Source organism: Flavobacterium aestivum, assembly GCF_026870175.2.
GTDB lineage: Bacteria > Bacteroidota > Bacteroidia > Flavobacteriales > Flavobacteriaceae > Flavobacterium > Flavobacterium aestivum.
In genome coordinates this window covers 199570-215749 of the sequence record NZ_CP113977.2, presented here as the reverse complement: position 1 = coordinate 215749, position 16180 = coordinate 199570, and the positions used below count along the sequence as shown (strand labels likewise).

Sequence of the window (16180 nt, the reverse complement as noted above, 5' to 3'; positions counted from 1 at the left end):
CGTATAATCAATATAAATAATGATTATGGAAGAATTAGAAAATGATTTTATTAAATTTTGGTTTGAAAACGATATTTTATATTCTCAATTTAAAAAATTTACAGATGGAACACTTGAAAACATCAAAGAAATAATCGATTTAAGACATCAAATTTCAGATGATAAGAAGCAATATTGGTGCTATGATTTTAATGGCATTAAATCGTATGATAAATCAGCTCGCGATTATGCCGAAAAAAATGGACAAGAGCTATTATATGGATGTGCAATTTTATTAAATTCCCATATTACAAAATTTATTCTCAATACGTTTATGACATTGAAAAACCCTGTTGTTCCTTTAAAAGGTTTTACCAATAAAAATGATGCTGTTAATTGGCTAAACGAATTAAAGAAAAAAAATGGACATGCATAAATCAATAGATATAAAATCACCGTTAATAAAACAAGAATTACTATTCGCTTTAGCCGCGATTGTAAATTTTTTATAGAATAAAATTTATTGTTGATTTTTTTAATTGAGTAAAAAAACTTCTTTCAAAACGGTTACGTCTGAAAAAAGATGCTATAATTTGGATTGGCTAAAAGAAAAACAAAGTATTAGATGTCTAAACTAAAAGAAATATTAGCTCTGGTTCGTTCAATCAATGGAGATGAATTTCATGAACAAATCACGGATGGTGATAGTTTAGATGATGTCTATAGGGAATTACTTTTTTTATCTAAAAAAATTGAATCCAAAAAGAATAGGACCGATGTTATCATTGATCATATTTCAAACTGCTTTGCTGGTGATTTTTTTCATCAACTTCCAATTTCTGAGGAACAAGACGAATTAGATGTTTTTTGCATGGGGTTTAATACCTATATTGAAGAGCTAAAAGCTGTAATGGTTTCCAGAAATTTGTTGGAAATTATCAATAAAAAATTAGTCGAAGAAAAGGAGCATTCTAAACAATTGGTAAGAGCGAAAGATGAATTCATGTCAAATATGAGTCATGAAATTCGCACACCTCTTAATGGGATTTTGGGATTTACAAATCTATTATTGAAAAATACTTCTTTAGATACTGAGGCTAAAAAACAATTAGATTCTATCAAAATCTCAGGAGATATCCTTCTGGTTATCATAAATGATATTCTTGACTTATTAAAAATTGAATCCGGACAAATTAAACTCAGTGAAAAACCGTTTGATTTAAGGCAAGTAACGCATTTTATCTATAATACTTTTTCAATTCAAATAACTGAAAAAGAAATAGATTTTGATATTTCAATCGATAAAAATGTTCCCAAAAGTTTAATCGGGGATTCAATTAGGATCTCACAAATACTATTTAATTTAGTTAGTAATGCGATTAAATTTAATCATTCAAAGGGAAAGGTAGGATTGAAAATAGGAGTTGATAAAATAGAAAATGGATATCATTTTATTCAGATATCTGTAAAGGATACAGGGATAGGAATACCTTCTGACAAAATTAATTTCATTTTCAACCCTTTTATCCAGGTTAGTAATGATACTGGTAGAAAATATGGCGGTACAGGATTAGGGTTAGCCGTAACAAAGAAAATTATCAATATCATGAACGGTGAAATATACGTCAAAAGTAAACTTGGTTTAGGCTCTAAATTCACTACAACTATTCCTCTTTTAGAATATACTTCTGATTCATCGGTTTCACAACCAGTTATTAACAATGATCAATCGGTAATTTCGGTTAGTGATGGAAAAATTAAAGTGCTTGTAGCAGAAGACAATCGTATCAATCAACTTTTGGTGCGAACGGTACTAAAAAGATTTAATTTTGATTGTACAATTGTTGATAATGGGAAATTAGCCGTTGAAGCACTTATAAAAGAAAGTTTCGATATTATCCTAATGGATTTAATGATGCCTGAAATGAATGGGTATGAAGCCACATTAGCTATCCGTAGTTTGGAAGATGTTACGAAAAAAAATATTCCTATCATAGCATTAACTGCTGTAGTAACTAGTCCAGTTATTGAAGCATGTACTTCAATTGGAATAGATAAGTATATGTCCAAACCTTTTGAAGCCAATGAATTGCATAAAATGATAATAGAGTTACTTCAAACTGACAAAACGTAGGATGTTTTGTTAGTATTTATTGGGAATGTTTTATCAGAAGGAAACAAAGTCCAAATCTCAATCACAAAAGAAATAAATTCGGCGATTTTATCCACTGATTTTACGATGGTTTGAAAGAGTATTATCAAAAAAAATGAAAAACAAAATGAGAAAATAGCCTTAAAAGAATATAACAACACTTTTTGTCTTAGTATATTTGTGACAAAATATATACCATGAACCTAAAAAATGCCCAGCTAGACGTAGATACTTGGATAAAAGAACACGGTGTTCGATATTTCAACGAATTAACAAATATGGCACAGCTTACCGAAGAAGTTGGTGAGGTAGCCAGAATCATTGCCCGTCGTTATGGAGAACAATCCGAGAAAGAAAGCGATAAAAACAAAGATCTAGGAGAAGAACTGGCTGATGTTGTTTTTGTAGTATTATGTTTGGCAAACCAAACAGGGATTGATTTGCAAGTTGCTTTTGACAAAAAGATGGATTTGAAATCCGTTCGAGATAAAGACCGCCACAAAAACAACGATAAACTAAAATAATGTTATAAGTGAGCGTAAAGCTTGGGTACATCCTTTTTTTAAAATAGATTTGTAAAAAAGACTCATCAATACATCCTAAATGAATTTACTGACACAGACTTCCCAATACAATTTACAAGCTGAAATTGCAATTACAGGTTCCAAAAGCGAAACCAATAGATTATTATTGCTTCAAGCGTTATTTCCTAATATTATTTTAGAGAATACTTCAAATTCAGATGATAGTGAGGTAATGCAAAAAGCCTTGAAAGGAAATGATGAAATTGTAGATATTCATCATGCAGGAACTGCAATGCGTTTTCTAACCGCTTATTTTGCGGTAAGTGAAGGTCGTGAAGTAGTTTTAACCGGCTCTTCAAGAATGCAGGAACGTCCGATTAAAGTATTGGTAGAAGCTTTGCAACAATTAGGGGCACAGATTACTTATGAAAAAGAAGAAGGTTACCCTCCAATTCGAATCAAGGGACAAAAAATTACTGCTTCCAAAGTAAGTATTCCTGCTAATGTAAGTAGTCAGTATATATCGGCATTGTTATTGGTAGCTCCAAAATTAGAGAATGGTATCGAACTGACTTTAGTTGGAGAAATAACTTCTATTCCATATATCAAAATGACTTTGGCGTTGTTGAATGATCTTAACATAGCCACTAGCTTTGAAGGAAACGTAATCACAGTACATCCAAAGAAGGAAGTAGAAACTAAAGTGATGACAGTAGAATCAGATTGGAGTTCTGCATCTTATTTTTATAGTTTAGTAGCTCTGGCCGAAACAGCTACTGTTTCTTTAACAAGTTATAAAGAAACAAGTTTACAAGGAGATTCAGCTTTGGTTGAGATTTATAAACAAATGGGGGTAACATCACAGTTCGAGGGAAATAGAATTACTTTGACAAAACAAAGTGATTTTGAATACAAGGATTTAAATTTAGAATTAAATAATACTCCGGATATTGCACAAACTATTGTCGTTACTTGCTTAGGACTCGGAATTGGTTGTCATCTTACGGGTTTACATACTTTAAAGATAAAAGAAACGGATAGGCTAGAAGCATTACGAATTGAATTGACAAAATTGGGAGCCAATATCTCGGTGACCAATGATAGCTTGACACTTATAGCAACAAAAGATATTAATCAAGAAATAAGAATTGATACTTATAATGATCATAGAATGGCAATGGCTTTCGCTCCATTAGGATTAAAAGTGCCAATCGTTATCAATAATGCGGATGTAGTATCAAAATCATACCCTGATTTTTGGAATGATTTAAAAAGTTTAGGTTTTATCGTTGTACAAAAGTGGTCATTTACGTAGGTTTTTGAATAGTTTCATTGTTTGTCGGTTATAGTTTTAAGAGCTATCAGGAATCTAATGAAAAATAAACCCTCAAACACTTGACAACGCCTATCTCACAATCGTATATTTGCAAACGATTTATTTTTTAGAGCATTAACAGTTCTGAAATCTAAAATCTAAAATCTAAATTTTAAAACATGAAATTATCTCACTTTAACTTCAATTTACCAAAAGAACTTCTTGCAGAATACCCAGCAGAAAATAGGGATGAGTCTCGTTTGATGGTTATTGACCGTAAAAAACAAACAATAGAGCACAAAATGTTTAAGGACGTTATCGATTATTTTGATGATGGTGATGTTTTAATCTTGAATAATACCAAAGTTTTTCCAGCCCGTTTATACGGAAATAAAGAAAAAACAGGAGCAAGAATCGAAGTGTTTTTACTTAGAGAGTTAAACGCGGAACAAAGACTTTGGGACGTTTTAGTAGACCCAGCACGTAAAATCAGAATTGGTAATAAATTATACTTCGGAGATGATGATTCATTAGTAGCTGAGGTAATTGATAATACTACATCTCGCGGAAGAACATTACGTTTTCTTTATGATGGATCTTATGAAGAATTCAGAAATAAATTAACAGAACTAGGAGAAACTCCTATTCCTAAATACATCAGTCGTGATGTAACTCCAGAAGATGCAGAGCGTTACCAAACAATTTATGCAAAAGAAGAAGGAGCTGTAGCTGCGCCAACTGCAGGTTTGCACTTTTCTAAGCATTTGTTGAAAAGATTAGAAATCAAAGGAGTTAAATTTGCTGAAGTAACACTTCACGTTGGTTTAGGAACTTTCAATCCAGTAGAGGTTGAAGATTTGTCTAAGCACAAAATGGATTCTGAAGAATTAAAAATCACTCAAGAAGCTTGTGATATTGTAAATGCTGCCAAAGCTGCCAAAAAAAGAATCTGTACCGTAGGAACTACATCTATGCGTGCTGTAGAGAGTTCAGTTTCTTCACAAAACACACTGAATCCTTATGATGGTTGGACGAATAAATTTGTTTTTCCTCCTCATGATTTCGCTATTCCAACTTGTATGATTACCAACTTCCATACTCCAAAATCAACTTTGTTAATGATGGTTTCTGCTTTCTGCGGACATGATTTAATGAAGAGAGCATATGAAGAAGCAATCAAAGAAGGATACAAATTCTACTCTTACGGAGATGCAATGTTAATTATCTAATAGACATTTCAAAACTAAATATAAATCTCGTCAGCAATGACGAGATTTTTTTTTGCACCAAATTGAGCGAGAACGCATCGTTTGGAATTCTAAAATCTGCATTCTAAAATCTGCAATCTTTTTTATCTGGGCGTATTACGGGTCATTCATTACAAGTTTTGACCCAAAATCAAAGTAATACTAGCACTGCGGGAGCTTCCGTTGGTCGCTTCCTCGTTGCTGTATTACTAAATGGTTTTATGTCAAAACTTTCCATTTCTACCCCTAACGCAATTCCTTTTTGCGAGAATCTGATTGCTTTAAACTCAAAATACAGGTTTAAATAGATTGAATTTTTATGGAATTATCTTTTTATGCTCTTTATTAGTCTTTTTTCTTAATAGAATTATTTTTTCTCTATTTTCTTTTTCTATTTTTACGACCTTAAAACACGGAAAAAATGGATTTCAAAAACACATTAGAATTTGCTCAGCAACTCGATGCACAAGATCATTTACATAAATACCAAGAAGAATTTATATTTCCAAAAGTCAATGACAAAAAGGTAATTTATTTTACAGGTAACTCTTTAGGATTGCAACCCAAAAGAACTAAAAAGTATGTTGATGAAGTAATGAATGATTGGGCAAATCTTGCCGTTGAGGGACATTTTTATGCCGAAAAGCCATGGTGGGATTATCAGGAACGTTTTGCTAACCCATTAAGTAAATTGGTTGGTGCTTTGCCATCTGAAATCACCGTAATGAACACATTAACTGTGAATCTTCATTTGTTAATGGTTTCATTTTATAAGCCAACTGCAAAACGTTACAAAATCATTTGCGAAGAAAAAGCATTTCCTTCCGATCAATATATGTTTCAAAGTCAAGTACATTTTCATGGCTACAAAACAGAAGATGCTATCGTAGAAATCAAGCGTCGTGAAGGCGAACATAACATCCGATTGGAAGATGTATTGGCAAAAATTGAAGAAATTGGGGAGGAGTTGGCATTAGTTTTAATTGGAGGTGTCAATTATTACACAGGTCAGGTTTTTGATATGAAAACTATTACCGAAGCGGGACACAAACAAGGAGCTTATGTTGGTTGGGATTTGGCTCACGCTGCCGGAAATATTAAATTAGAATTACACGATTGGAATGTTGATTTTGCAGCATGGTGTAGTTATAAATATATGAACTCAGGACCAGGAAATGCTTCGGGATGTTTTGTTCATGAAAAGCATCACCAAAATAAAGAGTTGCCTCGATTTGCTGGCTGGTGGGGACATAATAAAGAACGCCGATTCAAGATGGAACCCGTTTTTGATCCTGTTCAAGGAGCAGGAGGTTGGCAAGTAAGTAATTTGCCAATACTTTCATTAGCACCTTATTTGGCTTCTGTAGAAATGTTTGACGAAATTGGAATGGATCAATTAATTGAAAAGAGAAATAAAATCACTTCTTATTTAGAGTTTATCCTGAACGAAATAAGCAAAGAAGTTCAAGGTTCATTTGAAATTATTACTCCAACAAATCCATCAGAAAGAGCATGTCAATTATCCGTTTTTCTTCACGGAGAAGGACGCAGTTTATTTGATTATTTAATGAAAAATGGTGTAATTACAGATTGGCGCGAACCAAATGTAATTAGATTAGCGCCTGTTCCTTTGTATACGTCATATGAAGATATGTTTCACTTCGGACAGATTTTAAAAACAGGAATATTAAAGAAATAAAAAAAACGGGAATAGCATTTACAACTATTCCCGTTTTTTATTTCTTTTCTTTGTCGATGTGTTTCATTTGAATATCTTGGTTGGTATATTGAAAACGATCTATTAGTTTGGGTGAAAAATAACCATCAACACCATCCAACGCGACAATATTTCCTTTGTCTAGTTGTAGCCAACCATCTTTGTGTTCTAGGTCTTCATCATAAAAGACATGCTCAATAGAAGCTATAATATGTATAGTATTATTTTCTTTGATAGTATATTCATTCACAAATTTGCAATAAAGTTGTACGGGACTTCCTTTTACAAAGGGAATATTAATACCGTCTTTATATTCTTCTTCTAGATTGCTTTTGTCAAATTCAGAGATTTCGGTTTTATAATTGATAGAAGTATGATGAGCATCAGTAATCATATCTACAGTAATATGGTTAACCGTAAAAAAACCGGTTTCCATAATATATTTATAAGTGTCTGTAGAAATAGAGGCTGGATGAACAACAAATCCTATCAATGATGGACTGCTCCCTAAATAGGTAACATTACTAAAAACAGTAATGTTGGTATCGCCTTCAATAGATTTAGTAGCTATTAAATTGGCTGATTTAAATCCGGTACATGAATTAATTAAATTCAATTTTTCAACCCTCCTCATTTGGGAAATGATTTCTTTTGAAATATGTTTCATGTTAATTTATTTTAGTAAAAATAATTAAAATAAAACTTATTCTTGTTAAAATTACTAAAAAGTTTAGTAACTATAAGTATGCCTGTCTTTTATGATCTGAATTAGATAGAATGATATGAGTAATTCTGAAAACAGATGAGATTTTATTTTACTCGCCAATAATGTAAATAGATTTTAAGTTTTTAAAGTTGAAAACAAAACAGAGGTGTGTAAAGTGTTGCGATTTTGTGTGCTTGAATTCTATTATACTTGGTAATTAAGAAGAACTAGTGGTATTAATCCCAAATGTATTTCCAAGAACCATCTTTTTGTTTTTTCCATACAGTATGAAAAACTCCTTTAGAAATTTGTTCTTTCCCAGAGACATCTTTTGATGTCCAAGCATATTTGCCATAGGTAGAAGCCATGTCTCCTCCATCAGAAATAGTTACAGCATCGGGAGACCAAGTTACGGTTGCGTTTAGGTACCTCGGATTTAAATAATAATTTTTAATATTCTTTTTACCTATTATTAAAGTGTCACGCTCTCTTTTGATAACTGCATTAGAGTCGGCAAATTGATAAAAACCTTCAGCTATACCTTTTTCGGCAACCGTTTTCTCGAAATCTTTTTCGGTTTTAACGATTTGTAGTTTAACGTAAGTCAAGTTTGCGGTTTCTGTTTTTGGACTGCAACTATATAATGTAATATATAATGTAAAGAATAATAGAATTGTTTTGATTGTGTTTTTCATATAAGAGAGATATTTTGAAAATTTAATAATTAGCTGAATCAGCTTGTGGAGATTCTAAAAACATCCCCAGTTATTCTCTTTTTTTTAAGAAAAGGCTGGGGGTGTTTTTTATTTTTTGAACATTTTAGATAATATTCCAAAGGCACCTCTTATAAAGGTAGCACTTGTTACAACTTTCAAAACGGATTTAGTAACTACACTTGCTGTACTAGGTTCATTACTGTTTTGTTTTTTTTCTTGCGTATCGACAGCTTGCTCTTGTGCTGACTCGATTTTTTTATTGAGCATTTCATAAGCACTTTCGCGATCGATAACTTCTTCGTATTTTTTTACTAGTTTAGATTTAGAATTGATTTCTTGGATCTCATTTTCGGTCAGAACATCCATTCGACTCATTGGGGCTCGCATCATAGTGGCAACTAGGGGTGTTGGAATTCCTTTTTCACTAAGGGCAGTTACTAATGCTTCGCCAATTCCTAAGCTGGTTAATACTTCATCCGTTTTATAATACTCGGAAGTTGGATAGTTATCAGCAGATTGTTTTATAGCTTGTCTGTCATTAGCAGTAAAAGCTCTTAAGGCATGTTGTATTTTTAATCCAAGTTGCGCCAATACACCACTTGGAATATCCATAGGATTTTGAGTTACAAAATAAATGCCAATCCCTTTTGAACGAATCAGTTTTACAATGCTTTCTATTTGTTCTAATAATGCTTTACTGGCTTCATTGAATATTAAATGAGCTTCGTCTATAAAAATAACCAATTCGGGCTGATCGGCATCACCCTTTTCAGGCATTTGCTGGTATATTTCAGCTAATAAACTTAGCATGAAAGTCGAGAATAATTTAGGCTTGTCTTGGATGTCAGTTAATCGTATAATATTAATGTATCCTTTTCCGTTTTCATCAAGACGCATAAGGTCATCTATTTCAAAAGACAGTTCACCAAAAAACAAATCAGCACCCTGTTGTTCAAGCTCGATTATTTTTCTTAAAATAGTACCTGTGGTCGAAGTTGATATTTTACCATAACTTTCTTCAATTTCATCTTTACCCTCGTCAGTAATGTAGTTAATTATCTTTTTTATATCTTTTAAATCCAATAAAGGCATTTTATTATCGTCACAATATTTAAAGATAATCGAAACTACTCCAGCCTGGGTATCGTTTAAATCTAATATTCTGGAAAATAAAACGGGACCAAATTCTGAGACCGTTGAACGAAGTCGAACACCATCTTGTTTTGATAGAGTCATTAGTTCTACAGGAAAACTCGAAAGAGAGTAGGGGATGTTTAATTTAGCATGACGTTCTTTTATAAAATCTTTTTCTTCCCCCTCTTTAGCAACACCACTAAAGTCACCTTTTATATCCATCATTAAAACAGGAATCCCAAAAGAGGAAAGCTGTTCTGAAAGAACTTGAATCGTTTTTGTTTTACCAGTTCCGGTAGCACCAGCAATTAGTCCATGTCTATTTAATGTTTTTAGAGGGATTTTTACAAAGGTATCAGCCAGTGGTTCTCCGTCAAGTATAGCTCCGCCCAATGTAATGCTATCTCCTTTCGATAAATAGCCGTCTTTTATGTGCTGAATAAAATCATCTTTTTTGCTCATAGTATTGGTGTATTAAAGTCAACTGCAAGTTATTGATTTTTTTTAAAATCTGGTAATTAAGGATTTACTGTAAAAAATACTCTTAATTCATTAAGAATGCAATAAAAATATGTTGTTTTTTATGTTAATTGTTTTTTTGAATAAAAATATTGATGCGGCTTAAAATTCTTAATTTTTTTTATTGATAAGGCTGATAAATTGAATATTATCATATAAATTTCTTAATTATGAGAGATGTTGTGTGTTAAGAATAAAATAATTTACAAGATTACTTTAAAAAAAGTTTTTTTATTTCAACTAAAAATTTAAATTTGCTCCTATGCAAGTTTATTAAAAACTAAAAAAATAAATATTTAAAATTAAAAAAAATGGCAAACGTTAAAGTTAAAAAAGAAAGCACTTCAAACGGAGGAGGAATGGTTTCAGGGATTATTATTGTAGCATGTGTATTTGTAGGTTGGTTGATCTGGTCTCAAGTTATGGGGGATCCTACGAATTTTGAAGGAGGAGATATTGAAAAAGGTCATCCATTGAATACATTAGGACAAGTTTATAAAGGAGGATTTATAGTACCTGTATTATTAGGTATGTTATTAATGGTTGTTGTTTTCTCTATTGAAAGATTTATCGTTATCGCTAAAGCTGCTGGAAAAGGAAATTTAGATAAATTTATGAAAGCAGTTCAAACTAGTATCAAATCTGGTGATATTGAAGGAGCAATTGTTACATGTGATAAACAACAAGGTTCTGTTGCAAATGCAATTAAATCTGCGTTAATCAAATATCAAGACGTTAAAAAAGAAGGATTCAACAGTGAAGAAGCTTCTGAAACTATACATAAAGAAATTGAAGAGGTTACATCTCTTGAAATGCCAATGTTAGAGAAAAATATGACTATTATTTCTTCTTTGGTTTCTTTAGGAACACTTGGAGGATTATTAGGAACTGTATCAGGGATGATTAAGGCGTTTGGTGCTTTGGCTACTGCTGGAACTCCAGATCAAGCTGCTCTTGCAGTTGGTATTTCTGAGGCTTTGATTAATACGGCTACAGGTATCTCTACTTCTATTTCTGCAATTGTTGCTTACAATTTCTTTACTTCTAAAATTGATGATTTAACATTCTCTATCGACGAAGCTGGAACTACAATTGTAAATACTTACAGACATTTCAGAGGTAGTTTAAAACAATAATTAATTTTTGATAAAATTTTATCAAAATAATAGACATATATAATGGCTAAAATAAAAATGAAAAAAAAATCCACATCAACGGATATGACGGCGATGTGCGATGTTGCGTTTCTTTTGCTAACGTTCTTTATTTTGACTGCCACTGCTAAAACACCTGAAGTATTACCAGTTGATACTCCACAGTCTACTGTGCAAACAAAATTACCTTCATCTGATTTGTCAACTTTGACAATTGGTAAAGTAAATGGAAAGACAGCTGTGTTTTTTGATTTAAAAGGAAGAGAAGTTCGTAAAAGAACACTCGAGTTAATGGGACAAAAATATAGTGTACCGTTTTCTGATCAAGATAAAGAAAAATTTGCCTTAATGGAAAGTTTTGGTGTTCCAATTCAAAATTTAAAACAAATTTTGGATATGAAAGCGTCAGATAGAAACAAAGCAGGTCAAACTGGAGTGCCTAAAGATTCTTTAGATAACCAGTTGAAAGAATGGATTTACAATGCTCGTATTGCAAATATTGAGGTTAATGATAAAGAATTGCAATTTGCAATTAAAGGAGATGCGAAAGAGCAATATCCGGCAATCAAACAAGTAATGGATATTTTGCAAGATCAAAAAATCAATAGCTTTAATTTGGTTACTGGTTTAAGAGGAAAGAATTTTTAATTAAAAAAGACACACTAAAATGGCTGAATTAAATACCGGCGACGGTGGAGGCGGAAAAGGTGGTAAAGTAAGAAGTAAAAAACAAAACTCAAAGGTAGATTTAACTGCCATGGTGGATTTGGCTTTCTTGCTAATCACATTCTTTATGCTTACCACTACGTTGTCTAAACCTCAATCCATGGATTTGACGTTGCCAGATAAGGAAAAAGATGATGCTCCTAAAAATGACGTAAAAGTTGATGAGAATCGTACAATGACGATTTTACTTGGAGAAAATGGTAAATTAGTAAGATATGTTGGGATTTTAGCTACTCCAGTTGTTGGAGGAACTCCTAAAGATTTTACTTATGGTAAAGAAGGAATTCGTAAAGAATTGATTTCTAGAGGTAAAATAGTGAAAGATTATTCTACAGCTAAAGGAAAACCAAATGATGGAATGATTGTAATCATTAAGCCAAGCAAAAAATCAACTTATCGTAACTTAGTTGATATCTTGGATGAAATGGCAATTGTTGGAGTAGGTACTTATGCTATCGTAAATGAATTTTCTCCTGAAGAACAAAAATTGTTAGAAGGAAAAAAATAGAGCGATCTATTTTTTCTTAATAACCTAATAATTATAAAAAATGAAATTAGATTTAATAAAAAATCAATGGATTGATATCGTTTTCGAAGGTCGTAATAAACTGTATGGTGCTTACGAATTAAGAAAAACGAATCGTAAGACTTCTATGAGGGCGCTTATGATTGGTAGTTTTCTTTTCGCTTTGGCTATCAGTGCTCCGCTAATTTTGAGTTATTTACCAGATTCTAGTGAAGATGATGTAAATAATGATATAAAAATTACAGCAGTTAAGTTGCCACCGAAGAAGAAAGTTGAAGATGTAAAAGAGCTTCCACCACCGCCACCGCCACCTCCTAAAGTTGATCAAGTTAAATTTGTGAAACCAGTTGTTGCTAAGGCAGAAGAAGTTACTGAGGAGCCACCAAAAATTGAAGATATTAAAGATAAAAAAGTTGGAGCGGAAACTATCAAAGGTGACCCAAATGCTGAATTATCTGTTGAACCAGTTGGAAATGGTCCTGTAGCAGAGGTTGTTGAAGAAGATACAAGTGTTCACTCGTTGGCAGGTATCGAACAAAAACCTGAATTCCCTGGAGGAATTGAAAAGTTTTATGCTTTCGTTGGTAAAAACTATCAAGCACCAGAGGAAGAAGGTCTTAAAGGAAAAGTATATGTTACTTTCGTAGTTGAAAAAGATGGATCGTTAACAGATATCAAAGTTATTAGAGATATTGGTTACGGAACTGGAAAAGAAGCTATTAGAGTTTTGAACAAATGTCCTAAATGGCTACCTGGAGAACAAAATGGTAAAAAAGTGAGAGTTTTATATTCTCTACCTATTACTATTCAATCTGCAGAGTAATGTTTAAAAATATATATAATAATATGAAGAAGAAATCGCTTATTGAGCGATTTCTTCTTATTATAAACATTTTGGTTTTTTTAAGTTACTTTTTTTTAGGAGTAATGGTAATATTTTGGGACAAGTTTCCGTTTGATATCAAAATGAATTACAGAATTGCTCTAGGGGTTGTTTTAATAAGCTACTCTATTATCAGGTTTTTTAGATTTATTAATTCTAATAAAGAATAATTTATGTTATTCAAAGTAAAATATTTATTTCTCTTTTCGATTTGTTTTTTGTTTGTGAATTGTAAGCAAAAGGATGATGCGAAAACAAATGATGAAACAATATTAAAAGGGACAACAACTATTTTTGCTGATGAGACCATTACACCAATAGTTGAAGATGAAATAATGGTTTTTGAAAGTAAATATGATGCTAAGATTAATTTAATTTCAAAATCAGAATCTGAGGTTTTGAATTCTTTGTTTGATAAAAAGGTTAAAATTGCTGTTTTGTCAAGAGATTTAACTAAAAAAGAGTTAAATATTTTCGAACAAAGGAAAATATTTCCCAAAATAACTAAATTTGCGACTGATGCTATCGCATTTGTTTCTAATAAAAACAGCAAGGACACGCTCATAGCTTTAAAGGATGTTATAGGGTTTATGAAGGGAGAACGTAATTCATCGATAAAAGGATTGGTGTTTGATAACCCTAATTCAAGTACGGTTAATTATATGAATAATTTGGTCGGAATTAGTAAGTTACCGGAGAATGATATTTTTTCTTTTAAAACCAACAATGAAGTTATAAAATTTGTATCTGAAAATGATGGAATGATTGGAATTGTAGGCGTTAATTGGTTGTCTCAGCCGAATGCATCCATGAGTGAGATTATAAAAAAGACAAATGTGTTAAGCATTCAAGGTTTAAACGGAAAAGGGTTTTATGGGCCTACTCAAAATAATCTTGCAGAAGGGACATATCCTCTAGTACGTGATTTATATGTAGTAAATTGTCAAGGATATTCTGGTTTAGGCATGGGTTTTGCTTCTTTTGTAGCTGGGGATATTGGACAAAGGATAGTTTTGAAATCGGGTTTATTGCCTGCTCAAATTCCAACAAGGAAATTGAACATAATTCGGGGTCAAGCAAATGGAGGAAAAAAATAAATTAATTAAATAAAGATGAATAAAATTAAAGTTTTAAGTATTGCGTTATTGGCTACTGTTTCAGTAAGTCGTGCGCAAGATATTAATCAAGCTAAAAGTGCAATTGATGCAGAGCAGTTTGAAAAAGCAAAATCTATTTTAAAATCTATAATAAATGCTAAACCTTCAAACGGAACAGCAGCTTTCTATTTAGGAAATGTTTATATGATTCAAAATAGTATTGACTCTGCTAAAATTTATTATCAAAAAGGATTGGCTGGAAGTGAAGGAGCAAGATTGAATAATATTGGTTTTGGTCTTATCGATCTTGATAAAGGAGATGAAGCAGCAGCTGAACAAAACTTTGCATTGGCTACAAAAGATCTTAAGAAAAAAGATATAGAAGAATATTTATTTATTGGGCGTGCCTATACTTATTCTTTGAAGCCAAATTATAAAAAAGCTATAGAGGTTCTAAATAAAGCAAAATTGATTAATCCTCTTGATGCACAAGTAAATTTAGCACTTGGAAATGCATATTTTGGTGATAAGAATCAAAATGAAGCTTATTCTGCTTATCGTATTGCTTATGCAAATGATAATACATTGATTAGAGCAAAAATGCAATTAGGGGTATTACTTAAAGGTGCAAAAGCTTATACTGAGGCGATTAAAGCATTTGATGAAGTAGTAGCTATCAATCCTAATTATGGACCGGTATACCGCGAATTTGCTGAAACGTATTACCTATGGGGAAGAAATGAGCCTGCAAAATACAGAGCTTATATAGATAAAGCACTTACAAATTATGAAAAATATTTGTCTCTAACTGATTATTCTCTTAATTCAAGAATGAGACATGCTGATTTCTTAATTTTAGCAGGTGAGTACAAAGCTTTAGAAATTGAAGCCAATAAAATGGTAGAGCTTGATAAAGTGAATCCTAGAATTCTTCGTTATTTAGGACTTTCTGCATATCAAAACGGTAATTATGATGTAGCTATTAGTTCATTGGAGAATTTTATTTCAAATCCAACTAATAGAGTTATTGCAGTTGATTATTTAAATTTAGGTTTTTCAAAAATGAAAAAATCAATCAGTGCAGAAGGTGTATTGACTGATAGTGCTCTTTTTGAGAAAGGTCTTTCAGATGTAAAAAAAGCAAATGATATGGATCCTGTTAATTTATCTAATGGTTTTAGTGAGTTTGGTAAAAAATTGTATGAGCAAAAATTATACAAACAAGCTGCAGCTATCTATGAAATTGCAGTTTCAAATAAAGAATCAAAAAGTTATGTTTTAGACAATTTCTATTTAGGAAATAGTTTGTATTTTGACAATACTAGAAAAGATGTTATTAAGCCAGATGTGGCAGCTTTGCAAAGAGCAGATTTAGCTTTTGCAACTGTAATTGAAGCTTCTCCTAAAACTCAAGATGCTTATATTTACAGAGCAAGAACAAACAGTTTACTTGAAAATGATGCATTAACTATTAAGTATTATGATGAATATGTTAATGTAGTAACTGCTAAAGGACCTGAGGAATTGGCAAAACCTGCTGTAATTAAAAAATTAATTGAAAGTTATAATACTTCAGCGGCTAGTTATGCTAATACTGATAAAGTAAAAGCAAAAGAATATTTCAATAAAACATTAGCAATTGATCCAACTAATCAATATGCATTGGAATCATTAAAGTCTTTGAAATAATTTAATTTAAAAATTGGAAAACCGATAATCTCTTTCAGGATTATCGGTTTTTTTTATGTCTTTTATTTAAAATTAATTCTAAATTTTAATGTGTAC

At 31.7% G+C, this 16180-nt stretch carries 15 protein-coding genes; 12 read left to right on the top strand and 3 right to left on the bottom strand.

From position 1 onward, the window contains the following. Positions 1 to 25: 25 nt before the first annotated feature. From OZP08_RS01090 to kynU, 6 genes are all read left to right on the top strand, one after another. Positions 26 to 415, top strand: a complete 390-nt coding sequence (locus tag OZP08_RS01090) for a DUF7793 family protein (protein ID WP_281322778.1) — start codon at positions 26 to 28, stop codon at positions 413 to 415. Positions 416 to 604: 189 nt separating this feature from the next. Beyond that, the gene (locus OZP08_RS01085; protein WP_281322777.1) at positions 605 to 2113 is read left to right on the top strand and encodes an ATP-binding protein; all 1509 of its coding nucleotides are present in this window, start codon (positions 605 to 607) and stop codon (positions 2111 to 2113) included. A gap of 215 nt (positions 2114 to 2328) precedes the next feature. After that, a complete protein-coding gene (locus tag OZP08_RS01080; RefSeq protein ID WP_268847921.1) occupies positions 2329 to 2655 on the top strand; it encodes a nucleotide pyrophosphohydrolase in 327 nt (108 codons plus the stop codon). A gap of 79 nt (positions 2656 to 2734) precedes the next feature. Further along, positions 2735 to 3970, top strand: a complete 1236-nt coding sequence (gene aroA / locus OZP08_RS01075) for a 3-phosphoshikimate 1-carboxyvinyltransferase (protein WP_268847920.1) — start codon at positions 2735 to 2737, stop codon at positions 3968 to 3970. A 179-nt stretch (positions 3971 to 4149) separates the two neighbouring features. Next, on the top strand, positions 4150 to 5199 hold the full coding sequence (gene queA, locus OZP08_RS01070) for a tRNA preQ1(34) S-adenosylmethionine ribosyltransferase-isomerase QueA (RefSeq protein WP_268847919.1): 1050 nt from the start codon (positions 4150 to 4152) through the stop codon (positions 5197 to 5199). Between the two features lie 439 nt (positions 5200 to 5638). Beyond that, positions 5639 to 6916, top strand: a complete 1278-nt coding sequence (kynU, locus tag OZP08_RS01065) for a kynureninase (RefSeq protein WP_281322776.1) — start codon at positions 5639 to 5641, stop codon at positions 6914 to 6916. Between the two features lie 37 nt (positions 6917 to 6953). Here kynU and OZP08_RS01060 read toward each other — a convergent pair whose 3' ends face one another. The 3 genes from OZP08_RS01060 to OZP08_RS01050 all read right to left on the bottom strand — a co-directional run bounded on the left by OZP08_RS01060 (position 6954) and on the right by OZP08_RS01050 (position 9952). Beyond that, positions 6954 to 7601, bottom strand: a complete 648-nt coding sequence (locus OZP08_RS01060; protein WP_268847917.1) for a flavin reductase family protein — start codon at positions 7599 to 7601, stop codon at positions 6954 to 6956. A gap of 275 nt (positions 7602 to 7876) precedes the next feature. Beyond that, positions 7877 to 8335, bottom strand: a complete 459-nt coding sequence (locus OZP08_RS01055; RefSeq protein WP_268847916.1) for a YybH family protein — start codon at positions 8333 to 8335, stop codon at positions 7877 to 7879. Between the two features lie 108 nt (positions 8336 to 8443). Further along, the gene (locus OZP08_RS01050; protein WP_281322775.1) at positions 8444 to 9952 is read right to left on the bottom strand and encodes a helicase HerA-like domain-containing protein; all 1509 of its coding nucleotides are present in this window, start codon (positions 9950 to 9952) and stop codon (positions 8444 to 8446) included. Positions 9953 to 10320: 368 nt separating this feature from the next. Between OZP08_RS01050 and OZP08_RS01045 the strand changes: the two genes are divergently transcribed. The 6 genes from OZP08_RS01045 (at position 10321) to OZP08_RS01020 (ending at position 16084) form a co-directional block, all read left to right on the top strand. Further along, entirely contained in the window at positions 10321 to 11145 is an 825-nt protein-coding gene (locus OZP08_RS01045) for a MotA/TolQ/ExbB proton channel family protein (protein ID WP_268847915.1), read from the top strand. A gap of 42 nt (positions 11146 to 11187) precedes the next feature. Continuing rightward, positions 11188 to 11811, top strand: coding sequence for an ExbD/TolR family protein (locus OZP08_RS01040; RefSeq protein WP_281322774.1), 624 nt, complete (start codon positions 11188 to 11190; stop codon positions 11809 to 11811). Between the two features lie 19 nt (positions 11812 to 11830). After that, positions 11831 to 12397, top strand: coding sequence for an ExbD/TolR family protein (locus OZP08_RS01035; protein WP_281322773.1), 567 nt, complete (start codon positions 11831 to 11833; stop codon positions 12395 to 12397). A gap of 40 nt (positions 12398 to 12437) precedes the next feature. Next, positions 12438 to 13238 (top strand): energy transducer TonB, encoded by an 801-nt coding sequence (locus tag OZP08_RS01030; protein WP_268847913.1) that lies wholly within the window; start codon positions 12438 to 12440, stop codon positions 13236 to 13238. Positions 13239 to 13471: 233 nt separating this feature from the next. After that, positions 13472 to 14395 carry a PstS family phosphate ABC transporter substrate-binding protein gene (locus OZP08_RS01025; protein ID WP_281322772.1) on the top strand — a complete coding sequence of 308 codons (924 nt, stop codon included), beginning with the start codon at positions 13472 to 13474 and terminating at the stop codon, positions 14393 to 14395. Positions 14396 to 14410: 15 nt separating this feature from the next. Further along, positions 14411 to 16084: a tetratricopeptide repeat protein gene (locus OZP08_RS01020; RefSeq protein WP_281322771.1), complete on the top strand. Its 1674-nt coding sequence runs from the start codon at positions 14411 to 14413 to the stop codon at positions 16082 to 16084. Positions 16085 to 16180: the final 96 nt, after the last annotated feature.